The 26,925-nt window shown below is 32.8% G+C and carries 22 protein-coding genes; 11 read left to right on the top strand and 11 right to left on the bottom strand.

Features of this window, described 5'->3' with window-relative positions:
• Positions 1 to 253: 253 nt before the first annotated feature.
• A complete protein-coding gene (locus B8T70_RS12015) occupies positions 254 to 913 on the bottom strand; it encodes an alpha/beta hydrolase (RefSeq protein ID WP_086894998.1) in 660 nt (219 codons plus the stop codon).
• A gap of 328 nt (positions 914 to 1,241) precedes the next feature.
• Here B8T70_RS12015 and B8T70_RS12010 point away from each other — a divergent pair, with 328 nt between their 5' ends.
• A complete protein-coding gene (locus tag B8T70_RS12010) occupies positions 1,242 to 1,526 on the top strand; it encodes a GNAT family N-acetyltransferase (RefSeq protein ID WP_039112392.1) in 285 nt (94 codons plus the stop codon).
• Here the strand turns inward: B8T70_RS12010 and B8T70_RS12005 are convergent.
• The 3 genes from B8T70_RS12005 to B8T70_RS23805 form a co-directional block, all read right to left on the bottom strand.
• Entirely contained in the window at positions 1,523 to 2,953 is a 1,431-nt protein-coding gene (locus tag B8T70_RS12005) for an anion permease (RefSeq protein WP_039112231.1), read from the bottom strand. The genes B8T70_RS12010 and B8T70_RS12005 overlap by 4 nt on opposite strands.
• Positions 2,954 to 2,975: 22 nt before the next feature.
• Positions 2,976 to 4,097: a porin gene (locus B8T70_RS12000; RefSeq protein ID WP_242667461.1), complete on the bottom strand. Its 1,122-nt coding sequence runs from the start codon at positions 4,095 to 4,097 to the stop codon at positions 2,976 to 2,978.
• Between the two features lie 119 nt (positions 4,098 to 4,216).
• Positions 4,217 to 5,410 (bottom strand): hypothetical protein, encoded by a 1,194-nt coding sequence (locus B8T70_RS23805; RefSeq protein ID WP_086894996.1) that lies wholly within the window; start codon positions 5,408 to 5,410, stop codon positions 4,217 to 4,219.
• 265 nt (positions 5,411 to 5,675) lie between these two features.
• On the opposite strand from B8T70_RS23805, the gene B8T70_RS11990 reads away from it, so the two are divergent.
• Genes B8T70_RS11990 through B8T70_RS11980 form a run of 3 tightly spaced genes read left to right on the top strand, consistent with a single transcriptional unit; the run spans position 5,676 to position 9,187 of the window.
• Positions 5,676 to 7,061 carry a TolC family protein gene (locus B8T70_RS11990; RefSeq protein ID WP_242667460.1) on the top strand — a complete coding sequence of 462 codons (1,386 nt, stop codon included), beginning with the start codon at positions 5,676 to 5,678 and terminating at the stop codon, positions 7,059 to 7,061.
• 12 nt (positions 7,062 to 7,073) lie between these two features.
• Positions 7,074 to 8,027 (top strand): HlyD family secretion protein, encoded by a 954-nt coding sequence (locus tag B8T70_RS11985; RefSeq protein WP_086894994.1) that lies wholly within the window; start codon positions 7,074 to 7,076, stop codon positions 8,025 to 8,027.
• Positions 8,028 to 8,029: 2 nt separating this feature from the next.
• On the top strand, positions 8,030 to 9,187 hold the full coding sequence (locus B8T70_RS11980) for an ABC transporter permease (protein WP_039112235.1): 1,158 nt from the start codon (positions 8,030 to 8,032) through the stop codon (positions 9,185 to 9,187).
• Between the two features lie 102 nt (positions 9,188 to 9,289).
• On the opposite strand, the gene B8T70_RS11975 is transcribed toward B8T70_RS11980, so the two are convergent.
• Both B8T70_RS11975 and B8T70_RS11970 read right to left on the bottom strand, forming a co-directional pair.
• Complete coding sequence (locus B8T70_RS11975) at positions 9,290 to 10,444, bottom strand: porin (RefSeq protein WP_086895003.1); 1,155 nt, start codon at positions 10,442 to 10,444, stop codon at positions 9,290 to 9,292.
• A 208-nt stretch (positions 10,445 to 10,652) separates the two neighbouring features.
• Complete coding sequence (locus tag B8T70_RS11970) at positions 10,653 to 12,287, bottom strand: ABC-F family ATP-binding cassette domain-containing protein (protein ID WP_086895002.1); 1,635 nt, start codon at positions 12,285 to 12,287, stop codon at positions 10,653 to 10,655.
• A 202-nt stretch (positions 12,288 to 12,489) separates the two neighbouring features.
• Here B8T70_RS11970 and B8T70_RS11965 point away from each other — a divergent pair, with 202 nt between their 5' ends.
• A complete protein-coding gene (locus tag B8T70_RS11965) occupies positions 12,490 to 12,933 on the top strand; it encodes a PepSY-like domain-containing protein (RefSeq protein ID WP_086894993.1) in 444 nt (147 codons plus the stop codon).
• Positions 12,934 to 12,986: 53 nt separating this feature from the next.
• Here B8T70_RS11965 and B8T70_RS11960 read toward each other — a convergent pair whose 3' ends face one another.
• A complete protein-coding gene (locus tag B8T70_RS11960) occupies positions 12,987 to 14,162 on the bottom strand; it encodes a GlmU family protein (RefSeq protein ID WP_086894992.1) in 1,176 nt (391 codons plus the stop codon).
• A gap of 182 nt (positions 14,163 to 14,344) precedes the next feature.
• Positions 14,345 to 14,596, bottom strand: a complete 252-nt coding sequence (locus B8T70_RS11955; RefSeq protein ID WP_039112250.1) for a type B 50S ribosomal protein L31 — start codon at positions 14,594 to 14,596, stop codon at positions 14,345 to 14,347.
• A 247-nt stretch (positions 14,597 to 14,843) separates the two neighbouring features.
• On the opposite strand from B8T70_RS11955, the gene B8T70_RS11950 reads away from it, so the two are divergent.
• The 6 genes from B8T70_RS11950 to B8T70_RS11925 all read left to right on the top strand — a co-directional run bounded on the left by B8T70_RS11950 (position 14,844) and on the right by B8T70_RS11925 (position 21,819).
• Positions 14,844 to 15,377 carry a DUF4199 domain-containing protein gene (locus tag B8T70_RS11950; protein WP_039119384.1) on the top strand — a complete coding sequence of 178 codons (534 nt, stop codon included), beginning with the start codon at positions 14,844 to 14,846 and terminating at the stop codon, positions 15,375 to 15,377.
• 5 nt (positions 15,378 to 15,382) lie between these two features.
• On the top strand, positions 15,383 to 16,330 hold the full coding sequence (locus B8T70_RS11945; RefSeq protein WP_086894991.1) for a glycosyltransferase family 2 protein: 948 nt from the start codon (positions 15,383 to 15,385) through the stop codon (positions 16,328 to 16,330).
• A gap of 154 nt (positions 16,331 to 16,484) precedes the next feature.
• On the top strand, positions 16,485 to 18,212 hold the full coding sequence (locus B8T70_RS11940) for a phospho-sugar mutase (RefSeq protein WP_086894990.1): 1,728 nt from the start codon (positions 16,485 to 16,487) through the stop codon (positions 18,210 to 18,212).
• Positions 18,213 to 18,219: 7 nt separating this feature from the next.
• Positions 18,220 to 19,254 (top strand): YhcG family protein, encoded by a 1,035-nt coding sequence (locus B8T70_RS11935; protein WP_086894989.1) that lies wholly within the window; start codon positions 18,220 to 18,222, stop codon positions 19,252 to 19,254.
• On the top strand, positions 19,255 to 21,081 hold the full coding sequence (locus B8T70_RS11930; RefSeq protein ID WP_086894988.1) for an ABC transporter ATP-binding protein: 1,827 nt from the start codon (positions 19,255 to 19,257) through the stop codon (positions 21,079 to 21,081). It abuts the gene before it with no gap.
• 36 nt (positions 21,082 to 21,117) lie between these two features.
• The gene (locus B8T70_RS11925; RefSeq protein WP_039112257.1) at positions 21,118 to 21,819 is read left to right on the top strand and encodes a hypothetical protein; all 702 of its coding nucleotides are present in this window, start codon (positions 21,118 to 21,120) and stop codon (positions 21,817 to 21,819) included.
• Between the two features lie 108 nt (positions 21,820 to 21,927).
• On the opposite strand, the gene B8T70_RS11920 is transcribed toward B8T70_RS11925, so the two are convergent.
• The 3 genes from B8T70_RS11920 to B8T70_RS11910 form a co-directional block, all read right to left on the bottom strand.
• Positions 21,928 to 22,650 (bottom strand): hypothetical protein, encoded by a 723-nt coding sequence (locus B8T70_RS11920; protein WP_039112258.1) that lies wholly within the window; start codon positions 22,648 to 22,650, stop codon positions 21,928 to 21,930.
• Between the two features lie 101 nt (positions 22,651 to 22,751).
• Positions 22,752 to 25,208 carry a carboxypeptidase-like regulatory domain-containing protein gene (locus tag B8T70_RS11915; RefSeq protein ID WP_242667459.1) on the bottom strand — a complete coding sequence of 819 codons (2,457 nt, stop codon included), beginning with the start codon at positions 25,206 to 25,208 and terminating at the stop codon, positions 22,752 to 22,754.
• 11 nt (positions 25,209 to 25,219) lie between these two features.
• Positions 25,220 to 26,917: a M23 family metallopeptidase gene (locus tag B8T70_RS11910; protein WP_086894987.1), complete on the bottom strand. Its 1,698-nt coding sequence runs from the start codon at positions 26,915 to 26,917 to the stop codon at positions 25,220 to 25,222.
• Between the last annotated feature and the right edge of the window lie 8 nt (positions 26,918 to 26,925).

Here is a 26,925-nt window from a genome sequence, read left to right as displayed (position 1 = left end):
ATAGTTTCTCGAGCAAAAAAATCAAGTTGATCATCTGAGATATAACTTAATATTTCTCTCACATCTGTTCTGATTTGCATTTCATGATATGTTTAAAGATATACGAAAATAAAAATAATATTTTTTACTAAAGTTCCTTACAGCCTTGGCTTAAAACTTTGACAAAGATATCGAACCGCAAAATAGTTGGAATTTGGACCCAAGCGTAAGCAAACAGGCGAAGCAATTTCAAAAAATTGGAATTTTAAGATTTCTAATCTTCCAAAATTATCGAAGGTAAATTTTCATTCAACCATTTAAATTTATTCAAAATCATAATATGCGTTCCGCCTTTTACCACTTTGCAGTTGGCAATATATTTTATCGGGAAAACCTCATCTTCATCACCATGAATATGAATTACACTTTCGTCGATTTTAGTTCTGTCCCAAAGAATTACCTGCTCGATAGCCCAATCTAAATAACGAATATCACGCACAGATAAGAATTTCTCATATAGCTTTAACCTCTTGTTTATCTTTTCTCCAAAAGAAAACTTAGCCAAATTCTCTACATTTAATATCAGTCGCATTGGTATCAGCTTATATGCTTTGGTAGTTTTGGCAATTTTCATTCTTCGAGGAAATTCCGCATTACACTTTACACTCGAAATAATAATTACTTTTCTAGCCTCAATATGCTTTGCCATTTCCTGAACCAGGATTCCTCCAAAAGAAACACCTACTAAAACAGGATTCGAATGTTTTATGTTTTGCGCTATCCTTTTAGCATAATCCTGCAAAGACTCATGCTCAAGCGGAATTTCCCATTCTAATAAATGCATCTCAAAAGTATCTTCGGGCAATGCGATTCGTTCAAAAATAGTAGTACTTGCCGCAAGACCCGGCATAAAGTAAACAGGAATTTTATTCATAATTGTATTTCAGGCATTAACAACAAACTAAATATCATTATCGACATAAAATTATCGCTTTTTAACGACTCTACTCTATTTTTTAGATAATATTATTATTAAAAAACACAGCAAATACGAGTGCTAACAACATTTTTAAAAACGTAAAGTATATCTCACTCACAAAATCATTTGATATTGAATATCAAATGATTACCTTTGTTATAGAAATAATTTGTTTCTGATAATATATTACAAGAAGTTTTCTGAACCTCTTAATATGGTTCATTTCTTCTATTTTTTTTTAAATACCACATAAAAAACAAATAATATGGAACCCATTTCATTAATGGAGATCAAAGACAATGCCTTTGCAAGACAATTTGAAACCTCAACCCCTACAGGATTAGTTACAATCGAATACTCTTTTCAAGAAAAAAAGATATTTCTAACAAAAATCAACACTCCAGATTCATTCGAAGATCAAGAATTTCTTTATAGCATGCTTAGAAGCATCATGGAAATTTCGATTGAACGAAAATTAAAAGTAGTCCCTATTCACCCTAAAATTGTAGTTTTCTTTAAGAAAAACCCAACTTATAAAGAACTACTTCCTCCTGGTATCCGAATTTAATAGTACCCTATTACATTCATCCACAATCCTCCTATCACCATATATATGAGTAATAGGACAAGACCTGTTACAAGACCTTTTACCCACCAGCTCTTTAAATCAACATAACCACTACCAAAAAACACAGGAGCTGGTCCATGACCGTAATGCGTTAATGTTCCATAAAGCGAACCTACAAATCCAAGCATAAACGCTAATAACAATCCCGGAATACCAAGAGAAACTCCTACTCCTAATAACGCAGCATACATTGCTGCAACGTGAGCTGTTGCACTTGCAAAAAGATAGTGACTAAAAAAGTATACCAAAATTATTATAGGAAAAGCCATTTGCCAGCTCAATCCTCCTATTTGTTGCTTAACTAAATCGCTAAACCAACCAATAAATCCTAATTCATTGAGCGAACTCGCCATCATTACCAAAACCGAAAACCAAACAATAGTATCCCAAGCTCCTTTTTCGGATTTTACATCTTCCCATGTTAATACTGAAGTTAACAATAAAATCACCAATCCTATAAAAGCCGTTGTAGTAGCATCGATAGAAAATAAGTCACCTGTCATCCAAAGAAACAATAAAATAAAAAATGTTAACAACATCAACCATTCATTTCTAGAGATTGGCCCCATTTCTTTTAGCTTTTGCTTAGCAATTCCCGGAGCGTCTTTTGTCGATTTTAATTCAGGCGGATAAATTTTATATAAAACAAAAGGAATTACAAAAAAAGCAACTAATCCTGGTACAATTGCAGCAAGAGCCCAAGACATCCAGGTAATTTTAATTCCTAAATTTAGAGCAAACTTCTGGCACATCGGGTTACTTGCCGTTCCTGTTAAAAACATCGAGGACGAAATAAGATTCATATTATAACTATTTAAAGTTAAAAAAGAACCTAATTTTCTATGTGTTTCAGGTTTATCTGGCTCAGAGCCAAAACTTATTGCCATCGATTTCATAATAGGATAAATAATACCTCCACCTCTTGCCGTATTACTAGGAACTGCAGGAGCAAGACATAAATCAGCAAGTCCTAATCCATAGGCTAATCCTAACGAACTTTTCCCGAATATCCTTATGAATATAAAAGCAATTCTATTTCCTAATCCTGTTTTAATAAATCCACGTGCTATAAAAAAGGATATTCCGATAAGCCATATTACTTTATCCCCAAAACCTCTTAATGCAAGCGTAATTGATTTTCCTGCTTCACCCGGAGCTAAAACTTGTGAAAATGCGGTTACTGCAATTGCAATCATACACATTGTACCCATTGGAGCAGCCTTTAAAATAATCCCAAGAATGGTAGCTACAAAAATGGCAAATAAATGCCACGCTTCTTGTTTCACTCCTTCGGGAGCTGGAATAATCCAAAGAACAATACCTACTGCAAGCGTAATTAATGTTTGAGGAATTTTTACTTCTTTCATAAAAAATAGAGATTAATTTAAACTAAAGCCTGCATTGAAATTGTATAATAAATAGTTCTTTATCATAATAGCTTGTATTAGGAATATTCTTGGTGTACCTATCAATTTCAACTCCCATTTCGATTCGTCCTGTATATGCTTTTCCAAATTCTAAACTTAACATCGGCGTAAGCGTTTGCCTTACGTTTGAATCTACTTTAAAACTCGAATCAAAATATTCATATCTGGCAGAAAATTCCAGAGATGTAAGTTTCTTATAATTGATTACATATCTAAAATTAGGCAAAAAATAAAAACCTCGCATTTGGTAATCATTCACATTGGCAGTACGGGTATCCACAGGAAGTGAATAATATAAATTATGATTGGTTCCTTGCTTGATTTCGAATTGAGTATCCAGAGAAAGTTTATCTGTTAATTTAAAGTCGGCAGCAATATCTGCTCCTAAAGCAAATACATCACTGGTATAAACCTTTCCGGTTCCTCCGTTAAGTCCCAAATTAAGATGGTGTTTTTTCGATAATCCAAAAACAACACGGGTAGAATATTGCTTCCCACTGTCTTTATCCATATTTTGGTTTCTCCCATTACCATTTAAAACCGAAACAGCATAATTTACAGGAATATTCCCCAGATCTGCAGATCCTGTCATCGAAGCTCCAATCTGAAAACTTGTCCATCCATTCTTTCCAAACTCATAATATTGATTCGAGAAATCAAATGACTTTATGATATCTACAGGAACACTTTCTTCTATACCAAAACCTGGTCGAAACTGACCACCTGTAAAAGCAATGTATTTATTAAAAGTATATTTTGCGTAAGCATTCTCTAACACTTTGTTCTGGGGATCCGATTTAAAATCGGCTAAATTCACCAATACAACAACTTCGGTATGCTCACTTAAATTTGCTGCAACACTTACACGCATTCTTTTTATATCAAAAGAACTCCTTGTTACTTCTCCGGTAGTATGCTGAACTCCTAAAACATCAACATTATCTGTAATCGACCCCAGAAAACGTACTTGCAAAAGCCCTTTAAATTTAAATTTTGGGTATACCACTTCTTTTTCTTTCTCCTTTTCTTTCAGCTCAACCTTCACTGTATCCTTCACAGATTGAGCTATCAAAAAAAATGGCATTATCAGAAATATAAAAACAACTCTAGCTAGCATAGATTTCCCCATAAGCTTCTTAAATATAAAATTAGGCGTGTACGTATTATCTGAGTTTAAAACTCAGTCTCGTTTTTTTTTAAAATCTATCTTCGATTTGTACCATTATTTGCTGGTCTCGTTGTCGCTGGTCTTGGTGTCGTCGTTGGTCTTGTTACAGGACGCGTTGTTGGTCTAGTCGTTGGAGTTACAGGACGGGTTGTTGGTCGAGTAGTTCCTGGATTAGTTGGCCTAACAACTGGTCTTGTAGTTGGGTTTGTAGGCGTTACAGGACGTGTGACTGGTCTTGTTGTACCTGTTCCCGGTCTAGTCGATGGATTTGTAGGTCGTGTTACCGGCCTCGTTGTTCCTCCTGGTCTAGTCGTAGGATTAGTAGGCCTTGTACCAGGTCTAGTTGTCCCGCCTGGTCTAGTTGGTCTGGTAGATGTAACTGGCGCAGGTCTTTTATAATCTCTACCGTTATAGGTCGTATTATATCGTCCGTTAACTCGGTTGTCTCTAACAACTACAGATGTGTTTCTTCTAGAAACATAATTATTATAGTATCTAGGATTTCTTATAACGGCTGTTCTGCGATAATAAGGATTTCTGTAATAATGTCCGTGATATCCCCAATAATCATGATAATAAACTGGACGCCAAGGACGCCAGTACGGAGGATAATACCCCCAATGCCAAGGAGATCTATACGCTACATATATAGGAGAAAACAAAAACAAAATTACTGGCCATGCACTTACACTTGTACTTACATAACTTGGGCTAGTTGTAGTATTGTAATTATTGGTTGTGTTATTATTTACAATTACCGTAGGTTCTCCTTTATAACCAGGGTTAGGTGTTCCCGAAGCTGTATCTGCAGGCTCAACTATATAGTTTTTACCATATAAATCTTCGTCTCCAATAGCCTGAACATGTATATTTCCTTTCTTATCTTTATCAACCTCAATAACAGCAATATCTTGTGTTTCTTTGCTACTTACCGCAACCTGAAGCACAATAACATGGGTATTCCCTTCTTTATGTCCTTCTACCTCGAGGTAGTCGATTTCTCCATCATTATTTAAATCTAAATTATTAACCTTACTATCCGGATCATTCAATACTTTTTCAAAATCTTCTAAAGTTTTAGACTTTTGAAAAATATCTAATACTGCATATAAATTAAGGTTATCTCCTGGTAAACCTAAAGCAACAGGCTCATTATCTGTTTGAGATAATATAGGAAGACTAAAAAAACTAGTCAACACAATAGCTAGATATAATATACTTTTTTTCATGTTAATAATTAGTTAATTTATAAATACGCTTACTAAGGTATAAAAAAACAAACAAAGTTTAACAACATCCTACAACTTTCTATTTTCAATAAAACTTACGGAAAAGTTTTTAATTAAGCTCCCTATTTTACTATAGATAAAACATAAAATGTAAGACTTATATCCTTAACTTTGTAAATAACCGTATTTCGCATACGCTTATTCTACTTGTAATACCTTACAAAAATCCGTTTACAATTTATCATATAATTATAGAAACAAAATTATGATGAGAAAACATTTACCTATTTTCTTTTTTTTCCTTTCCCTAACTTATGGATATGCCCAGATAGAAGTTTCACCAACTCTTGAAGATGCTATTTATAAAGCCATAGAAAAAAGCACCTCTTTAAAAAATAAAAATTTAGATATTGAAAAATTGAATCTTCAGGAAAAAGGAGTCTGGAATAAATACATCCCTACAGTCGAAGCAAGTGCTTTATATACTTATTTTGACAACAAACTAACCGTAGATCTCCCTACAGCTACTGTACCTATTGTGAACTATCCGCTTTTTGATGGTAAAACGGCTTTTAAAAATTACGGAAACATTTTTAATGGGAGCGTGATGGCAAAAACCGTATTGTTTAGTGGTATGCAAATTCCTAATGGTGCAAAAGCCATACAGGAAAAATCTAAAGGAACAGTATTCTTAAAAGAATCCGAGAAAGACGGTATCATAAAAGATGTCATTAACACCTTTGATCAATTAGAACTATTAAAGGAAATAGACAAACTGATAAAAGAGAGCGAAAAACGATTAGATACCGAAACTAAACGTGTTACAAAAGCAATAGAACAAGGTTTGGCAATTCCATACGACAGAGATAAAATTAAATTAGCTTCACTAGAATTGGCATCAAAAAAAATTGAGCTGGATGGAAAACGAAGATTAATTTATAAAAAAATTCAATATTTAACTGGCTATTCTATTAGCGAAATAGACAATGTTCAATACAATTTAGTTCCTTATTTAATTACCGATGAAAAATTAAGCACTCAAAACAAACAAGAAATTAAAGCCTTGGAATCATTTAAAACTGCTTACGAGTATTTATTAAAAAAAGAAAAAGGCACTTATTTACCAACTTTGGGAGCATTTGGAGGAGTTTCTTACTCCAGTTTATTTAATGCCAATGCAACAACCCCAATAGTTACCGGAATAAATCAAGCATTGTATCTAGGGCTAAACGAAGCCACCATAAGTAACAACTGGGTTGTGGGAGCCGCAATGAAATGGGAAGTTTTTTCGGGTTTTGAAAGAAAACACAAAGTACACGAGGCCAAAATAAACATCGAGCAGATGCAAAATCAAATTGATGATACTAAAGAAAAACTAGAATTACTCCTCGAAAAAAACTTTGTTGATTACAGCGTTCTAACACAAAAAATCGATATTACCCAACAACAAGAAAAAGTAGCAGGTAATAATTTAAATCTAGCTATAAAACAATACAAGGAAGGTCTTATCAATATATCGGAACGACTTGAAGCCGAAAACGATTCTTATAAAGCATCTGTAAATAAAACTACCACTTTAATCGAGCAACGATTATCGGCTATTGAAACAATAATTGCCACTGGCGATTTATCAAAAAAATTATCTAAATAAAAGTTCTATTCTATGAAAAAAGCAATTATAATAGTCAATTTAATCTTCATTTTTACAAGCTGCGAAAAAGCAAAAAAAGAAGATTTAATTCAAGGGAAAATAGAAAAAGAACAAATTGCAGTTGTAAGCAAAATCCCTGGTAAGATTTTAAAAATCTATGTCAAAGAAGGAGATATTGTCCAAAAAGGAGATACGCTGGCTATACTTGATATTCCAGAAGTAGATGCTAAAAAAAATCAAGCTGAAGGAGTTGTTATATCCGCGAAAGCGCAATATAAAATGGCTGTAAAAGGCGCAACTGAAAATCAGATTAAGCAGCTTGAAGCTAAAAAAATGGGATTAAAGGAACAATATGAGTTTGCGCAAAAATCGATTAAACGATTAACAAATATGCTCAAAGATTCCTTAATATCACAACAAACTTATGACGAAACTTTTGCTAAATATCAAGGTGCACAAGCGCAATACAATGCTGTTATTGCCGAACTAGACGACGCAAAAAAAGGAGCCCGTATAGAACAACAAACAATGGCTTTAGGACAACAAGACAGAGCGCTTGGTGCATTGCAAGAAGTAGAAACTGCCGACCAAGAACGTTATATAATTGCACCGCAAAATATGAGTATCGAAACCATTACTTTAACTATTGGCGAACTGGCTTTACCTGGCTACACTTTATTTAATGGCTATGTTGCCAACAGTACTTACTTTCGTTTTACAATACCCGAAAATCAATTAGGAAAACTCAAAAAAGGACAAGAAGTAACTGTACATGTTCCTTATAAAAAAACAGATATAAAAGGAAGCATCAGTACTATAAAACAACTGGGAGCATACGGAAACATAGCAACTGCATACCCAGATTATGAAATGCAGGAAAGTTTATTCGAAATAAAAATAACGCCTTCCAACCACGATGAAACAAAAGATTTAATTACAAAAACAACTGTTACTTTATCTCTTTAACTATGCAAAATTTCTTTTCATTGCTTAAACGGGAATTCCGATTATTTTGGAGCAATAAAGTGCTTCGATTGCTCTTTATTGGTGCGCCAATACTTTATGGAGTCTTGCTGGGTTATGTTTACGGCAAAGGTAAAGTAACCGATCTACCCATACTTGTTGTTGATCAGGACAGAACGGAATTAAGCTCAAAAGCAATTCAGATGTTTCAGGATAATGAGGTTTTATCTATAGCTTCCGTTCTATACGACCAAAATAATCTTTCCAAGATTGCTATCGAAAAAGGCGCAACTTGTGTTGTTATTATTCCGAAAGATTTCGAGAAAATGACTCTCACAAAAAAGTATCCTGAAATTACTACTATAGTAAATACATCTAATGTTCTAACCGCCAATTATGCATCGACGGCCATACAAATTTGCCTTGGAACATTAAAAGCCGGTATTCAAATTGAAACTTTAAGAAAACAAGGTGTTCCCGAAAATTTACTGATGTCGCAATACGAACCGTTCAAAACTACTTTTATAAAAAAATATAATCGAAGCACCAACTATATGTATTTTCTTTGGCCAGGAGTTTTGGCAACAGTTCTACAACAAGTTTTATTATTAGGATTGGCACTTTCTTTTGCTTCCGAATTTGAAAATGGAACATTTAAAGATCTTGTAAAAAGATGTCCTTCAATTTTAAATTTACTAGCTGTAAAAATCATTCCTTATATGCTAATGAGTTTTGGTATTTGGTTTATATATTGGCTTTTTACATTATGGTTCAGATTACCTTTTTACGACAACCTGCTTCCTCTCACATTTATAGCAGGAATATTTGTACTCTCCGTTTCCTTTATTGGGATTCTCGTGAGTATTTTAGTTCCGAATCAATTAAAAGCTACTGAGATTTTAATGGTAATTGCAACACCCAGTTTTATCCTAAGCGGTTTTACTTGGCCTTTAAGCCAAATGCCACAAGCCGTTCAGGCAATAGCCAATGTAATTCCGTTAACACATTTCTTGAAAGCTTTTAGAATATTAATTATTGAGGATGGAACTTTTTCTCAAACTACAAGACCTATCTGGAACATGATAATTATAGGTGTAGTATGTTCTATTGCCGCCTATATTGCTTTATACTTTAAAAAGAAAAATGTTTTAAAAGAAGCTTAAACTCTTTTATTTATTCTATAAAAAACGGCATAAGAATTAATTCTTATGCCGTTTTAAGTTCCGACTCATATCCTATTAAGATTACAACATTGCAATTATTCATTAAAAAAATCGCCCTTGAAACTGTATGATAAACAAGTTATTATCATATGTCGTAGTATTAGGCACATTGCGTTTATAATTATCAAACTGAATTCCCATTTCTATACGTCCTATATATCCTTTCCCAAATTCCAAACCTGCCATTGGTGTATAAGTTTGTCTTGCGTTTGAATTAATTTTAAAACTTCTGTCAAAATACTCATATCGACAAGAAAATTCTATAGCCGTTAATTTTTGATATTGAATTTCATATCTCAAATTTGGTAAAAAATATCCTCCTCGCATTTCATAATCATTAATATTTCCTGTTCTCGAATCTTCCGCTAGCGAATAATACAAGTAATGATTTGTTCCTTGTTTAGCTTCAAGCTGAGTTTCTAGTTTTAATTTATCCGTTAGTTTAAAATCAATCGTAAAATCTAATCCTACAGCAAAGACTTTGGTATTAAAAACTTCTCCAATACCTCCATTAATTCCAAAATTGATATTATGCTCTTTATTTAATTCTAAGGCAAGACGAGAAGAATATTGCTTGCCATCATCTTTATCCGATACTTGATCTCTCCCATTACCATTTACAGCAGAAAAAGTATAACTAATAGGGATTGTACCCAAATCAAATCCTCCAAATACAGAAGCTCCGATTTGAAAACTTGTCCAACCATTGTTTCCAAATTCGGTATATTGGTTAGAATAATCAAATGATTTTAGAATATCGGCAGGATTTAATTCCTCGATTCCGAAAGCTGGCCTAAACTGCCCCAAAATAAAACCTATTTCCTTATTAAAGATATACCTTGCAAAAGCATTCTCTAAAACTTTTCCTTTGGGATCCGATTTAAAGTCTGCAAAATTAGCCAGAACAACAATATCAAACACTTCTCCCAATTTAGTGGTTAACCCTAAACGCATCCTTTTAATGTCGAATGTGTTTTCTACTGCATTACCATCTGCATGTTGTAAACCAGTTGTCGCGTCTATACCTTGAGTTAAATCACTTAAATAACGCCCCTGAAAAAGTCCTTGAAATTTAAATTGTGGGTACTTAACTTCATTTTGAGAACCAGGTTCTGCAATTTGTCCATTCGAGAAAAAAGGCAATAAAAAGATTAGAAACACAACCTTTTTTGAAAAAAAATTATTTAAAAAATCCATGAATAAAAATTTAGATATATTTTTCTTTAATAAATCCAAAGCCATAAAACAGCTTTTTTCTTACAACAAAATTATCTAATCTAAGTAGTCTTTAATCTGACTTATATCATGTACTTATATTTATTTAACAATTATTTTCTTAAAAATATTAAACAAAAAAAGCGCTAGAATTAACTTGCGCTCTTTTTATTATTATGTTATAACTAGATTATTTTTCGATTTCTCTCATAGAATCCATCTTTTTATGTGCCAGGAATCCAGCAACATCTTCAAAATGCTCTTTAACACGCTTGTTTCCAAATTCAAAAACCTTAGTCGCTAATCCGTCAAGGAAATCACGATCGTGAGATACTAAGATTAAAGTTCCATCAAAATCACGTAATGCATCTTTAATAATATCTTTGGTTTTCATATCTAAGTGATTCGAAGGCTCATCCAGAATTAATAAGTTAACTGGTTCCAACAATAATTTTATCATTGCCAAACGTGTTTTCTCTCCTCCTGAAAGCACTTTTACTTTCTTAGTAATATCATCTCCCTGAAACATAAAAGCTCCAAGAATATTCTTAATTTGTGTACGAACATCTCCAACTGCAATAGCATCGATAGTTTCAAAAATTGTTGCATTTTCATCTAATAAAGAAGCTTGGTTTTGTGCAAAATATCCAATTTGTGAATTATGCCCAATATCAACACTTCCTTCATCAATACCAATTTCTTTCATGATGGCTTTAATCATAGTCGATTTTCCTTCACCATTTTTACCTACGAAAGCTACTTTTTGTCCTCTTTCGATAACAATATTTGCATCTTTAAAAACCACGTGATCACCATAAGATTTTGATAAATCTTTAACCACAACAGGATATTGTCCTGATCGTGCTGCTGCTGGGAATTTTAATTTTAATGCCGAATTATCAACTTCATCAACTTGTACGATTACTAATTTCTCTAACATCTTAACACGAGATTGAACCGCATCTGTTTTAGAAAATGTTCCTTTAAAACGATCAATAAATGCTCTGTTATCAGCAATCATTCTTTGTTGCTCATCGTAAGCTTTTTGTTGGTGTATACGACGATCTTTTCTTAACTCTAAATAATGAGAATACTTTGCTTTATAATCATAGATTCTTCCCATTGTAACCTCAATAGTACGATTGGTAATATTATCTACAAACGCTCTATCGTGTGAAATTACCACAACTGCTTTTGCTGAATTTATCAAAAACTCTTCTAACCATTGAATACTCTCAATATCCATGTGGTTGGTAGGCTCATCTAGCAAAATTAAGTCTGGCTTACGCAAAAGAATTTTAGCTAACTCTATTCGCATTCTCCATCCTCCAGAAAACTCTGAAGTCTGACGTGTAAAATCTTCACGTTCGAAACCTAACCCAACTAAAATTTTCTCAACTTCAGCCTCATAATTTACCTCTTCGATAGCATAAAATTTTTCGCTTAAGTCGGAAACTCTTTCGATTAATTTCATGTAAGCATCACTTTCGTAATCAGTACGAACGGTTAATTGCTCATTGATTTCATCAATTTCAGCTTTCATTTGAAAAATCTCGCCAAAAGCTTTTGAAGCTTCTTCCATTACAGTTGATCCATCTTTGGTCAATAAATGCTGAGGCAAATAAGCCACAACAGCATCTTTTGGAGCCGAGATACTCCCAGTAGAGGGCTTGCTTTGTCCTGCTATTATTTTTAAAAGTGTCGATTTTCCCGCACCATTTTTACCCATAAGGGCAATTTTATCATTTTCATTTATAGCAAAAGAAACATCGCTAAAAAGTGTAGTTCCACCAAACTGAACTGAGATATCATTAACTGTAATCATTTTGACTTTTAGATTTTTAGACTGCTTAGATTTTTGACTTCTTAGCAAGTATTTTTTTAAAAGCGCAAAGATAGATTAATTAGAGTATTAGACAATACAATTAAATCTCCGACATCTTCGTTTTTTTTAAGTTTTACAATTATTCCTACATCTTTTAAAATTTTAGTTATATCTTGTATAAGAATTTAAAAATCAGAAAATTATGAGAACGAAATTAAACTTGGCAGCTTGCCTAATTGCAGGATTAATATTTGGACTTTCTGCAAATGCTCAAAAAACGGTAATTAAAAAAGCTGCATTACCGGCAAATGCACAAACTTTTTTGAAAACTCACTTCGCTGGACAAGAACCAACTTATATTCTTGAAGATAAAGAAATCTTATCTAAAGAGTACAAAGTTCAATTTGCAAATAATCTTCAAATTGAATTTGATGGAAAAGGAAACTGGAAAGAAGTTGATGGAAAAAACACAGCTATTCCCACAGCTATTGTTCCTACAAAGATTACTACTTACGTAAAAACTAATTTTGCTAAAGACAAAATAACAAAAATAGAGAAAGAAACTTTAGGCTACGAAGCGAAACTGAGCAGTGGTTTAGAATTAAAATTTAATCCGAAAGGGGAATTTATCAAGATTGCCAATTAAGTTTTATCTAAAAACAAAAAACCTCGATTTCTGGAAATCGAGGTTTTTTGTTTTTAGTCTTTACGCCATTTTTTTGTTTCTTCAAAAATGTGCTCCAAAATTGCAGCTTCAGTTTCATCAAAATCAATATTTCTTCGTCCCATAACTAATCTTGCAGTTTCAAAAGCTTTCTTAGTTACATAGGTAGTAAAACCTGCTGCTCCACCCCAAGAAAAACTTGGTACAAAGTTGCGAGGAAAACCCGAACCAAAAATATTAGCACTTACTCCCACTACAGTTCCTGTATTAAACATGGTGTTGATTCCGCATTTACTATGATCTCCCATCATTAAACCACAAAACTGAAGTCCGGTTTTAGCAAATCCTTCAGTTTCATAACTCCATAACTTTACTTCTTCGTAATTATTTTTTAGATTCGAATTATTAGTATCTGCACCAATATTACACCATTCGCCTAAAACTGAATCGCCTAAAAATCCGTCATGTCCTTTGTTTGAGTTTGCAAAAAGAACTGAATTCTTAACCTCACCACCTATTCTAGATCCTACACCTACTGTTGTAGCTCCATAAACTTTGGCATTCATTTTTACTTGTGCATTTTCGCATAAAGCAAAAGGCCCACGAATTACAGAACCTTCCATAATCTCGGCATTCTTACCTATATATATAGGTCCTGTAGAAGCATTTAAAGTAACAAACTCTAATTTTGCTCCTTCTTCTATAAATATATCGTCGGGATTAATCGTATTTACGCTTTTTGGTATTGGCTGTGATTTTCTGTCTTCGGTCAAAAAGTCAAAATCTTCACGAATTGCTGCAGCATTTTTAGAAAAAATATCCCAAGTATTCTCTACTGTTATACAATCACCTGTATACTGTATGATTTCATAAGAGTCAAAATCGACTTCTTCCTGATTTTCATTTGTATAAAAAGCAATAACTTCTTCTCCTTTAAAGATAGCCTGGTTCGTTTTTAAATCCGAAACAAGTTCTGCTAAATCATTATTAGGTAAAAATGAAGCATTAATCATCACGTTTTCCTCCAACTCGACCATTGGATATTTTACCGATAAATATTCTTCGGTTATTGTAGTTGTAGTTGAACCTAAATGCATTTCCCATTTTTGACGTATGGTCATAATTCCGATTAAGATATCGGCAACAGGTCGGGTAAATGTAAAAGGCAATAAGGCATTCCGGACGGGCCCGTCAAATAGAATGTAATTCATAAATTAATTTAATTTGGCAATATATTAAAATCCTGATTTGGTTATCGAGACCAAAGTTACAAATATTTTATTTCTTACAATTATAACGATAAGACTTCTTAGTCAAGCATTAAGGTAAAATAATCATACAAAAAAAGCCTTCCAAAAAGGAAGGCTTTGATTTATTTAAAAACAAACTAAAATTATTTAGCGTGTTTAGCGTATTTAGTTTTGAATTTATCAATACGTCCTGCAGTATCAATAAGTTTAGATTTACCTGTGTAAAAAGGGTGAGATGTTCTAGAGATCTCCATTTTCACAACTGGATATTCAACTCCATCAACTGTTATTGTTTCTTTTGTATCTGCAGTAGATTTAGTGATAAACACATCTTCATTTGACATGTCTTTGAATGCAACTAATCTGTAATTTTCTGGGTGAATTCCTTTTTTCATCTTTACTTTTTATTTATTGTTTGGAGCGTTTTAATTTTGAAGCTTCTTCGTGGTTAGAAAAAGGTGTAAATACAACTACTCTTTTTGTTTTAAAACTTTTAATTATTTCAGTTTGCAAATTTACATTTATTTTTTAATAAACAAACATTTACTCTCTGTTTTTTTATATAAAATCGAAAAGCATTTTTTATCCACGAATATATTGGGAATTGCTATATTTGTGGATTAATTTTAAAACATATAAATTATGATTAATGAAGTTATAAAAAAGAACGGAATTACTTACGGCGTAATAATTGGAATTGTTTTAGCTCTAATTACTGCAATAATGTATTCAATAGACCTTAAACTATTTGTTTCTGGGTGGATTGGAGGCTTAACATTTGTTATTTTCCTAGCTATAACTATTGCATTATTAGTAAAAACTAAAAAGGATTTAAACAATATTTTTTCTTTTAAAGACGCTTTTACTACCTATTTTGTAGCTATACTTATAGGTATATTAATTTCTACTTTTTTCAACATTATCTTATTTAACTTCATTGATCCTAGCGCAAAAGAGACTTTGGGTGAATTAATTAGAAAATATATGGCCGAAACATTGCAAAAATTCGGAACTCCGGCATCGGTAATAAATGAAACTCTGGCAAAAATGAAAGAAAGCAATCCTTACGCTACTGCTGAGCTATTAAAAGCTCTAGTGTTTAGTATTGTTGGCTACTCTATTTTAGGATTAATTTTGGCAGCCTTTTTTAAAAGCAAAACTACATATCAAGAATAAAATAAATGAATTTATCTATACTTATACCGCTTCTTAACGAAGAGGAATCACTTAAAGAGCTATACACATGGGTCATTAAAGTGATGCAATCTAACAATTACTCATATGAAATCATTTTTGTGGATGATGGAAGTACAGATAATTCTTGGAATATCATTGAAGGGTTTTCATTAGAAAATCCAAATGTAAAAGGTATTCGGTTCATGAAGAACTTTGGTAAATCACAGGCTTTACACGCTGGTTTTGCCAAGGCTAATGGTGATGTTATTATTACTATGGATGCCGACTTACAAGATAGTCCAGATGAGATTCCTGGATTATACGAAATGATTACCAAAGAGAAATTTGATTTAGTTTCTGGCTGGAAAAAGAAACGTTATGACTCTGTTGTAGCAAAAAATTTACCATCAAAATTATTTAATTGGGCTGCAAGAAAAACTTCTGGTGTTGAATTAAATGATTTTAATTGCGGATTAAAAGCATATAAAAACACTGTTGTTAAGAACATTGAAGTTTCAGGCGAGATGCATCGATATATTCCTGTTTTGGCAAAAAATGCAGGTTTTAATAAAATTGGAGAGAAAGTAGTAATACACCAGGCACGTAAATATGGCGAAACCAAATTTGGTATGGATCGTTTTATTAATGGTTTCCTGGATTTGATTACGATTTGGTTTTTATCAAGATTCGGAAAAAGACCTATGCACTTATTTGGTTTATTAGGTTCTATTATGTTTATAATTGGTTTTTTACTGGCTTTATACTTAGGAATCGACAAATTATTTATTCATAAAACTAGTAGATTAATTACTGAAAGGCCTCATTTTTATTTATCAATAACATCAATGATAATAGGAACTCAGTTATTTTTAGCAGGATTTTTGGGAGAGATTATTTTACGAACTAAAAACAATGAAGCGCGTTATAAAATAGCAAATCAGGTTAATTTTTAGTACATACCTAGCCCTGATGGCAGCGGCATCCTTTATGTTTTTTCTTTAAAAACATAAAGATATAGTGAACAGCAGGAGATTGCTTCGAGAAATCGAAATATTAACTCTTGAAATCGCATTAATTTTTTTGACTTACAATTTAAATAATATACAAATGAATATAGCACCTAACATTTTAACTGCTGTAAACGAATGGCTGACGCCAGCATTTGACAATGAAACACAATCGGCGATTAAAGAGATGATGACAACATCGCCAAAAGACCTTGAAGAAAGTTTTTATAAAAATTTAGAATTCGGAACTGGAGGAATGCGTGGCGTAATGGGTGTGGGAAGCAACCGCATTAACAAATATACGCTTGGAAAAAACACGCAAGGTCTTTCGGATTACATGCACAAAGTTTTCCCGAACCAAACTCTAAAAGTGGCAATTGCTTACGATTGTCGCCACAACAGTAATACACTTGCAAAAGTTGTTGCTGATGTTTTCTCGGCAAATGGAATACATGTGTATTTATTTTCGGATATGCGTCCTACTCCTGAATTGTCTTTTGCTCTTAAGCATTTAGGTTGCCAATGTGGTATTGTGCTTACTGCATCACACAACCCACCAGAATATAATGGTTACAAAGTATATTGGGAAGATGGCGGACAAATTGTTCCTCCGCAAGATGCAGAAATCATTGCTACGATTGAAAGCTTAGAATATGATAAAATTAAATTTCACCCTAACGAGAAATTAATTGAATATATAGATACTGAGATTGATAATGCTTTTATCAATTCGTCTATCGAAAATGCAAGTTTTAATACTCCAGCTAAAGCTAAAGAGGATTTACAAATCGTATTTACTTCTTTACACGGAACTTCGATAAAATCGATCCCTCCTACTTTATCACAAGCAGGTTATACTAATGTGCATATTGTACCGGAGCAAGCTGTGCCTAATGGGGATTTCCCGACTGTAAAATCTCCAAATCCTGAGGAACCTGAGGCTTTAACAATGGCTCTTGCTCTAGCAGTTAAAACAAACTCAGATATTGTTGTTGGTACTGATCCTGACTGTGACCGTCTTGGAGTTGCTGTTCGTAACAACGAAGGAAAAATGATTTTGCTAAATGGTAACCAAACCATGATTTTAATGACTTCTTTCTTATTGAAAGAATGGAAAAAAGCGGGCAAAATTAACGGAAAACAATTTATAGGTTCTACTATTGTTTCAACTCCTATGATGATGGAACTTGCGACAAGTTATGATGTAGAATGCAAAATAGGCTTGACAGGTTTTAAATGGATTGCCAAAATGATCAAAGATTTTCCTGAGCTTGAATTTATTGGTGGTGGAGAAGAAAGTTTTGGTTTTATGGTTGGTGATGCTGTTCGCGATAAAGATGCCGTTGCTGCAACTTTATTAATTTGCGAAATGGCAGCTCAGGCAAAAGCTAGTGGAAGCTCTGTTTATAAAGAACTTTTAAAACTTTATGTTGAGCACGGTTTTTATAAAGAACATCTAGTTGCTTTGACCAAAAAAGGAATAGAGGGATTACAAGAAATTAATCAGATGATGATTAATTTACGTGAGAATCCGGTAAAAGAAATTGACGGACAACGCGTAATAATGGTAGAGGATTACCAATCATCGACTGCGTTAAACTTATTGACTGATGAAGTTTCTGAAATGAGTATTCCAAAATCGAATGTATTGATTTATTATACTGAAGATGGTTCTAAAATTTGCGCAAGACCAAGTGGAACTGAGCCGAAAATTAAGTTTTATATTAGTGTAAATGCTCAACTTGACTCAGTAGAAGATTTTGATGCAACTGAAGCGATTTTAGATAATAAAATAAAAAATATTATTGCAGCAATGCAATTAACTTAGTTTAAGGATGAATGTGCTTGCAACAAATGACGCTCCGCAACTATTAAATTCGATTATCGATTTAATAGACAAGACACGTCATGTTGTTGCCAAAACCGTTAATCAGGAACTTACCTTATTGTATTGGAATATTGGAAAAAGTATAAATGATGAAATTCTAAACAACGACAGAGCCGATTACGGGAAAAAACTTATTCTGAATTTAAGCACAGATCTTTCCAATAGATACGGAAGTGGGTTTAACAAAAGAAACCTTCATAGTTTTATAAAGCTTAACACTGTATTACAAGACATTACAATTGTGCACACAGTGTGTGCACAATTGAGTTGGTCACATATCAGAACTCTAATTTACATTGAAAACACTATAAAACGAGAATTCTACATTCAGATGGCTATTCATGAAAGATGGAGTGTAAGAACTTTACAAGAACGAATAGACAGTATGCTTTTTGAACGAACAGCTATCAGTAAAAAACCAGAACAAACCATTATCAATGAACTTGAGCAATTAAAAACGGATAAAAAAATAAGTCCTGATTTAGCTTTTCGAGATCCTTACTTTTTGGATTTTCTAGGATTACACGACAGCTATTCTGAGAAAGATTTAGAGAGTTCTATTTTGGCGCAGCTTCAATATTTTATCACCGAAATGGGAAGTGAATTTGCTTTTTTGGCGCGTCAGAAAAGAATAACAATTGATAATGAAGATTTCTATATCGACTTGCTTTTTTATCATAGAGGCTTACGAAGTTTAGTAGCAATAGACTTGAAACTCGGAAAGTTCAAAGCTGGTTACAAAGGTCAAATGGAGTTATATCTTCGTTGGCTAGAGAAAAACGAGCAAAAAGAAGGAGAAAACAAACCTATTGGATTAATTCTTTGTAGTGAGAAATCTCCCGAACAAATTAACTATTTGATGCTCGACAATGATGAACACATTAAAGTAGCAGAATATTTAACTCTATTACCTGAAAAAAAATTATTACTAGAAAAACTGGAAAGAGCCATAGCTATAGCAGAAAATAACACTCAAAAATAAATGAACAATTTCAAAAAAATATTTCCTTTTATATTTCCGTATAAAAGATATGCTTACATGAATATTTTATTCAATATTCTGTATGCTTTATTCAGTACACTTTCGTTTATGGCGTTGATACCTATGATGCAAGTATTATTTGACCAAACGAAACGTAATACCACAATACCTCTTTATGAAGGCATTTGGGAACTGAAAAGTTACGCAGAAAACTACCTAAGCTACTACATTACCCAAGCAACAGATAATTATGGTGTAGGCTATACGCTATCGGTAATGGTATCAATCATTATTTCTATATTTTTATTGAAAAACCTATGCGATTATCTTGCTATGTTTTTTATTAACTTTTTAAGAAATGGTGTTTTAAGAGACATGCGAAATGCCATGTATAAAAAAACCCTTGAATTGCCTCTATCCTTTTTCTCCGAAAAAAGAAAAGGGGATGTTATCGCTCGTATTGCAGGTGATGTAAATGAGGTTCAAACTTCGTTTCTGGCAATTCTTGAACTTATTGTAAAAGAGCCTCTTACTATTGTATTTACAATTATTGCAATGCTTGCCATAAGCCCACAATTAACTCTTTTTGTTTTTATTTTCATCCCTGTTTCTGGATATATCATATCATTGATAGGAAAACAATTAAAGAAACAATCGACTAAGGCACAACAAGAGCAAGGAACTTTTTTATCTACTATCGAGGAAACTTTAGGCGGATTAAAAGTGGTAAAAGGATATAATTCTGAAAATTATTTCAATGGAGTTTTTCAAAACTCAACTCAACGTTTCTTTAAATTATCAAACAGTATTGGTAACCGTCAGAACTTAGCTTCTCCTGCGAGTGAGTTTATGGGGATTATGGTTATCGCTATATTACTTTGGTACGGTGGCCAGATGGTACTAATAGAAAAAACATTAAACGGCGCTTCGTTCATCGCTTATATGGGATTGGCCTATAACATCCTTACTCCTGCAAAAGCCATCTCTAAAGCTTCTTATGGTGTAAAAAGAGGTAATGCTGCTGCTGAACGTGTATTGGAAATTCTTGATCAGGAAAACCCTATCACAAGTAAAATTGACGCCATCGAAAAAACAACTTTTGATTCAAATATAGCTATCAAAAACATCAACTTTAAATATGAAAATGAAAATGTATTAAAAGACTTTTCTCTTGATATTAAAAAGGGACAAACTGTTGCTCTTGTTGGGCAATCTGGTAGCGGAAAAAGTACTATTGCGAATCTTCTTACTCGTTTTTATGATGTAAATGAAGGTTCTATCTCAATTGATAATATCAACATTAAAGATATGTCTTTACATTCTCTTCGTGGTTTGATGGGATTAGTAACTCAAGACAGCATCTTATTTAATGACACTATAAAAGCTAATATTTCATTAGGAAAACTAGACGCTACTGATGAAGAAATCATTGCAGCACTAAAAATTGCTAATGCTTTTGAATTTGTAAATGAATTACCTCTTGGTATTTATACTAATATTGGTGATAGCGGAAACAAACTTTCTGGCGGACAAAAACAACGTTTATCGATTGCTCGTGCTGTCTTAAAGAATCCTCCAATTATGATTCTTGATGAGGCAACTTCTGCTCTTGATACCGAAAGTGAAAAATTTGTACAAGTAGCTCTTGAAAACATGATGCAAAACCGTACTTCGATTGTTATTGCTCACCGTTTATCTACTATCCAAAAAGCAGACCTAATTGTTGTTATGCAAAAAGGTGAAATTGTTGAGCAAGGTACTCACGAAAAATTAATAGCTCTAAACGGAACCTATAATAAATTGGTTACCATGCAGTCGTTTGAATAATTTTTCATAAATTAGAGATACATTAAGAAAATACTTATGTATCGCCACAATTCAAACATAACTCTTCCCGAAGACCCAAATACAATAGTCTGGAAATACTTGGATTTATCCAAGTTTCTAGACTTATTGATGTCTAAAAAACTATTCATGTCTCGTTCTGATAAATTTGAAGATCAGTACGAGGGCACGTTTAGCGAACCTACTTACGAAGAGATTAAAAAACTCGCTATAGACAATCCCGAGTTTATAGATTATTACAAAACACATCGCGAAAAAGTAGCCATAAGCAGCTGGCACATCAACGAATATGAATCGTTTGCTATGTGGCAAATTTTCACTCAAAACAACGAAGGATTAGCGCTTCAATCGACCATTGGGAGATTACAAAAAGCCTTGAAACCTGAGAATAATTTTGACCAGTATATTGGTGAAGTAAATTATATTGACTACAAAAAAGAATACATTCCGTTTGATGATTTATTCTTCCCTTTTTTATTCAAAAGAAAAAGTTTTCAATATGAGCGTGAAGTACGCATAATCACTGATTCTTCTAAAAGTGACATCAAAATCAACGACGGATTAAGAGTTGATGTTGACCTTAAATATCTTATCGAAAAAATATACATTCATCCAAAATCTGAGAACTGGTATAAAAAACTTGTGATTGATTTAGTTCATAAACTAGGTTACGATTTTGATATCGAAAAATCAGATCTTGAAAGTGATATTTTAATCTAATTCTTTTCCACAGATTAAAATGATTCTTACTCTAATCTGAAACAGAAAAGCCATTAAAATTTAATTTTAATGGCTTTTCTGTTTTTACGGAACTTTTAGTCTAAACTCTTAAATAGGTTTATAGCTGATTACTTTCCAATCTTTGGCCGCTAGATTAATGTAGTTATAATGTAAAACGTCATTTTTATCAAACTGACCATTTTTGTTGGTGTCTTCGATTGTTCTAAAATACAAGCGATTTTTAGACTCTATAACATTCCAATCTATCAGTTCCTGGAAATCATCAGAAACCTTAGTAAATCTTTCTCCACTGATATCACTTAAATACAATGCTTTTATATCACTTGTATCTAATTTTCCATCTTTATTAGTATCCATATCTACCATGGTATACACCATAACATGATTGTGCGTTTTATCGGCAATTGCTTTTAAGTAAGTAGCCGTCTGAATTAATACCGCTTTATCTGTTAATGGTCTTATAGAATCTGAATCTATTTTTTGAAATTTTAAATTTTGCAAATATCCCGTAATTTCATACTCTCCAATATTCGAAATTGTAAAACTTATATCATTCACACTCGATGAACCATAACGCGCTTTAGTTCCTCTTTCATATACTCTTACGTCTCCAACTGGGTGAATCAAATAATTTGTTCCTTCCATCTGGATTGGCAAATCGGCAATTGCAACTTGAGTAGAATCTACCTTGGCAATTACTTTTGAACCTGTAGACGCATCGTAAGTAACCTTTGGTTTCTCGACTTCATTCTTGCAACTCACTAAAAGTAAAACAGAAAGACTTATGATGGATATATGTAATTTTCTCATGTTGTTTTATTAAAAAATAATTTCAAATGTAATCAATTTTAAAAATGGTTAGCCTATTTACAGTCAATTTATGCGTTCTAAACTAGCTTTTCCATTGGTTTTTATAACCTTGCGGTTAATTTTATATTAAAAACTCTCGATGTCATATAATTAGGAATTGCATATTGATTTTTAGAATATACATCACGAACCCAAGTATTTGTTATCGCATTTTGATTATCAAAAAGATTGAAAATTTCAAACCCTAATGACAATTCTTTAAACTCTTTAAAAAACTTACTTTTTGCAACTTTATTATTATCAATAAAAACTTTAGAGAACCCAACATCTACTCGGCGGTAATCTTTTAACCTGTTTTGATATAAATACGGATCTGAATATGAAGGCGAACCTCCAGGCAATCCTGTATTATAAACTAAATTTAAATATATTTTTACACTCGGAATATTAGGCATATAATCCTGAAACAAAAGAGCAAATTTTAATCGTTGATCTGTTGGTCTGGCTATATATCCTTTATCTTCATAATTCTCTTGTGTTTTTAAATATCCAAAACTAAACCATGATTCAGTTCCCGGCACAAACTCTCCATTTAATCTAAGATCTAAACCTTGAGCATAAGCCGTCGCATTATTATTGGCAATATATCTAATTCGAACATTATCGATAGTATAAACATTTACATCTGTTAATGATTTATAATACAACTCCGAAATAAGTTTAAATGGTCGATTCCACATTTTAAAATTATAGTCATTACTCAAAACTACATGTACAGATTGTTGCGCCTTTGTATTTGGTAATACTTCTCCACTTGCATCACGTAATTCTCTATAAAACGGTGGCTGATGATATAACCCTCCCGAAAGTCTAAAAACCATATCCATATTCCAATCTGGTTTTATCGAAAATTGAGCACGTGGACTAAATACAATCTGATTTTTTCCTTCGACAATTCCTCCTGATACTTTCCAATCCTGAAAACGAACTCCTGCATTGTACCAAACTTCACTAGAACCTAAAACTCCTTTTCGGCTCCATTGTGCATAACCCGAAAATCTATTTATAGTATTAAAATTTGTTGCTCTAACATTTTGATACGGTAACAATGGCCCTGTATAAGGTTCGTATGGCTGATCGTTTTTAGGCAAAACCACAAGAGGTGGATTTACCGAAAAACCTGCAGAATCAATCATCTCCCACTCTGCTACACGATCACGTATAGATTCACGAGTATATTTTACTCCAAACTCAATAAGATTTTCTTTCCAATTATAAATTCCTTTTAATTCAGCATTTACAATTAAAGCATCTAAATCATTACGTGCATGATTTAATTGCATACCAATTCCCTTAGTATAATCCACTTCTTGTAAAACAACCGAACCATCACTATCTACTTCTCCTAAGCGATATTGTGCCAAGATATCATAATGTTCTTGCTCTTGTGTATGAAATATAGAACCTATAAATTTTAACGTAAAATTGGAAGAAACATTATATGTTGATTTTATTGCTCCAAAATACGTATCATACTTATCTCTTTCTTGCCCTTCATAATATACTGCAAGCGCCATTGGTTTATCGATAGGTCCAAATTTGGTTTCACGAGTTAATGGCTGGTATAAATATTTATTTTGAGAAAGAGCTCCTAGAAAACTCCATTGCCATTTTGCCGAAGCGATGTAATTTACATTCGTCTGGATATCTGTATACGAAGGCGTATAATTAGTTTGAGTATCCTGGCTATTTACAAGCATACTATTATTACGATAACGAACTCCTGTAATTGCCGACCATTTTTTGTTTTTAGAAACCGCATCGACTGCAATACTTCCGCCAAGAAAACTAGCTTCAAAAGCTGCCCCGAATTTTGTTGGCTTTCTATAAGTAATATCTAATACCGATGAAAGCTTATCTCCAAACTTAGATTGAAATCCTCCTGCCGAAAAATCTACATTCTGAACTAAATCTGTATTCGTAAAACTTAAACCTTCTTGTTGTCCTGAACGAATCAAGAAAGGACGGTATACTTCGATTTCGTTTACATACACCAGATTTTCATCATAATTTCCTCCACGAACAGCGTATTGTGTACTAAGTTCATTATTACTATTTACACCTGGCAATGTTTTTAATATATTTTCAATTCCAGGATTAGCACCCGGAATTTTCTTTATCGTTACTGGATCTACAACTGTAATTCCCTGAACACGTTTTTTATTTGCCATAACAACAATTTCTCCCATTTGTTCGGCATAACTATTCATTACAGGATTAAAAACAAAAATTTCATTCGGTTTTAAATTCACTGTTATCGTCATCATTTTCTGCGAAATGTGAGTAAAAACAATAATCACTTTTTTATTAGACGGAACCAAAATATCAAAAAATCCATCCGAGTCGGATTGTGTAACATTTCCCGAATGAGAAACATTTACATAAGCAACTGGGAGGTTACTTTCGTCCAAAATCACTCCTTTTACTCTAGCATTTTGAGCAAGTGAAACAAAACCAATACCTAAAAAAAGGAAAACAAATAGCAGATTCTTATTCAAAAGTTATATTTTTATTTTGTTTGACTTCTAAAAAAACGAGTCTCAAAGATAGCAGAATTCCCCACATTATCAACAACTTCTATTTTTAAATCATTCGCTCCTTCGGCTACAATACCATCATTAAAATCATGAGTTATCTTTTTGGTTTTATTATCATACTCAAACAAAATCCAATTTCCGTTTAAATACCCATTGTAAGATTTAATCCCCGACATACTATCACTAATAGTAAACTGAATTTTCTTTACATCGCTAATCCATTTATCCTGAATTGTTTTTGCAATACTAATTGTTGGCTTGATTGTATCTAGAACTAACCCAAATTGTCCTAAGGTTTTTGACTTAGCTGTATAAACATTGTCTTTACGAGATGTAGCATTATAACTACCACTCTTTCCTGTAATTCTGCCTATATAAACTTTATCCTTAAGATTTTCGGGATATTTACCATCTTCTATAGTAATTGTAAAATTAGAATGAACCGGAACTGTATCGTCATGAATATAAATACGGTCATTTTTTACATCAAAATTCAAATTAAAATCATCATAAAATGTTCCCGCAGGAAAAAACACCGACATATTGTTCTTAGAGAAATTAGCGTCTTTGTTATATTTCACCGAATAATTTGAAGCTTCAGGTGTCGGATTTACAATTGCAGGCAAGGAATCATACTGAACTGGAATATTAACTGTATTTATATTTCCATAAAAATCCGAAACTTCTACACGATACGCCGAAGCTAAATTTGGCACAACCGGAAGCACTCCGTTCAGAGCATCCGTTTTTATAATGCTCAAGGCAAAAGGCGTTTTCATAAACAATTTTTGCACTCTCTGCCCAGTTTTTTTATATCTAGGATAATCAATTAATGCGTTTATGTATCGCATTTCATCAAATGAATAAGTATTAAATTGATATCCGAAATTAGAATTTCCATTATAAAAAGACTCTACTTTATAAACTCCATTTTTATTAAACGAAACATCGTCATAATCTACAGCAGTAATTCCAAAACCTATTTTTCCGTTTGTAGCAACCCTATCAGACAAATAAGTTCCATCTTTTTGCAATGTCAAATTAAGCATTAAAGGCACTTTCGATTGATTAACAGTTGTGTTATCGTCAAGCGGATAAACATATAAATTAGAAATTACTGGCTTTTTTGTATCTCTAACATATTTATCAAAACCAAAAAGCATTGGATTAATAACAAACTCTGTTTTAGAATCACGGAATTCAAAATGCAAATGTGGTCCCTCTGAAGAACCTGTATTTCCAGACAATCCTATCAACTGTCCTTTGGTAACAACCATTTCCCCTGGTTTCAAGAACATTTCGATTTCAAATGATTTCTCCTGATAATGCGTTTTCTTGATGTATTCCTGAATTGTCCCAACCATACTTTGCAAATGTCCATATACAGATGTGTAACCATTTGGATGTGTTACATACAAAGTTTTACCATTTCCGAAAGTCGAAATTTTAATTCTCGAAATATATCCATCGGCAACAGCGTACACATTCAGCCCTTCTCTTTGATTAGTTTTTAAGTCAAACCCAGCATGAAAATGGTTTGGTCTTAACTCCCCAAAGTTCCCAGAAAGCTGCATTGGTATATCAAGAGGTGGTCTAAAATAGTCTTTCGGATAATCTGTCTGAGCAGAAATAAGATTACAAAATAGCAGAAAAAATACAGAATATCTCATGATTTACA

This window comes from Flavobacterium sp. AJR (assembly GCF_002156885.1).
Lineage (GTDB): Bacteria > Bacteroidota > Bacteroidia > Flavobacteriales > Flavobacteriaceae > Flavobacterium.
This window is presented reverse-complemented; position numbering and strand designations above follow the sequence as displayed.

What these genes read in the sequence shown, in the direction of transcription:
- B8T70_RS12015 (WP_086894998.1), bottom strand. Translation starts at nt 913, where the DNA reads ATGAATAAAATTCCTGTTTACTTTATGCCGGGTCTTGCGGCAAGTACT.
- B8T70_RS12010 (WP_039112392.1), top strand. Translation starts at nt 1,242, where the DNA reads ATGGAGATCAAAGACAATGCCTTTGCAAGACAATTTGAAACCTCAACC.
- B8T70_RS12005 (WP_039112231.1), bottom strand. Translation starts at nt 2,953, where the DNA reads ATGAAAGAAGTAAAAATTCCTCAAACATTAATTACGCTTGCAGTAGGT.
- B8T70_RS12000 (WP_242667461.1), bottom strand. Translation starts at nt 4,097, where the DNA reads ATGCCATTTTTTTTGATAGCTCAATCTGTGAAGGATACAGTGAAGGTT.
- B8T70_RS23805 (WP_086894996.1), bottom strand. Translation starts at nt 5,410, where the DNA reads ATGAAAAAAAGTATATTATATCTAGCTATTGTGTTGACTAGTTTTTTT.
- B8T70_RS11990 (WP_242667460.1), top strand. Translation starts at nt 5,676, where the DNA reads ATGATGAGAAAACATTTACCTATTTTCTTTTTTTTCCTTTCCCTAACT.
- B8T70_RS11985 (WP_086894994.1), top strand. Translation starts at nt 7,074, where the DNA reads ATGAAAAAAGCAATTATAATAGTCAATTTAATCTTCATTTTTACAAGC.
- B8T70_RS11980 (WP_039112235.1), top strand. Translation starts at nt 8,030, where the DNA reads ATGCAAAATTTCTTTTCATTGCTTAAACGGGAATTCCGATTATTTTGG.
- B8T70_RS11975 (WP_086895003.1), bottom strand. Translation starts at nt 10,444, where the DNA reads ATGGATTTTTTAAATAATTTTTTTTCAAAAAAGGTTGTGTTTCTAATC.
- B8T70_RS11970 (WP_086895002.1), bottom strand. Translation starts at nt 12,287, where the DNA reads ATGATTACAGTTAATGATATCTCAGTTCAGTTTGGTGGAACTACACTT.
- B8T70_RS11965 (WP_086894993.1), top strand. Translation starts at nt 12,490, where the DNA reads ATGAGAACGAAATTAAACTTGGCAGCTTGCCTAATTGCAGGATTAATA.
- B8T70_RS11960 (WP_086894992.1), bottom strand. Translation starts at nt 14,162, where the DNA reads ATGAATTACATTCTATTTGACGGGCCCGTCCGGAATGCCTTATTGCCT.
- B8T70_RS11955 (WP_039112250.1), bottom strand. Translation starts at nt 14,596, where the DNA reads ATGAAAAAAGGAATTCACCCAGAAAATTACAGATTAGTTGCATTCAAA.
- B8T70_RS11950 (WP_039119384.1), top strand. Translation starts at nt 14,844, where the DNA reads ATGATTAATGAAGTTATAAAAAAGAACGGAATTACTTACGGCGTAATA.
- B8T70_RS11945 (WP_086894991.1), top strand. Translation starts at nt 15,383, where the DNA reads ATGAATTTATCTATACTTATACCGCTTCTTAACGAAGAGGAATCACTT.
- B8T70_RS11940 (WP_086894990.1), top strand. Translation starts at nt 16,485, where the DNA reads ATGAATATAGCACCTAACATTTTAACTGCTGTAAACGAATGGCTGACG.
- B8T70_RS11935 (WP_086894989.1), top strand. Translation starts at nt 18,220, where the DNA reads ATGAATGTGCTTGCAACAAATGACGCTCCGCAACTATTAAATTCGATT.
- B8T70_RS11930 (WP_086894988.1), top strand. Translation starts at nt 19,255, where the DNA reads ATGAACAATTTCAAAAAAATATTTCCTTTTATATTTCCGTATAAAAGA.
- B8T70_RS11925 (WP_039112257.1), top strand. Translation starts at nt 21,118, where the DNA reads ATGTATCGCCACAATTCAAACATAACTCTTCCCGAAGACCCAAATACA.
- B8T70_RS11920 (WP_039112258.1), bottom strand. Translation starts at nt 22,650, where the DNA reads ATGAGAAAATTACATATATCCATCATAAGTCTTTCTGTTTTACTTTTA.
- B8T70_RS11910 (WP_086894987.1), bottom strand. Translation starts at nt 26,917, where the DNA reads ATGAGATATTCTGTATTTTTTCTGCTATTTTGTAATCTTATTTCTGCT.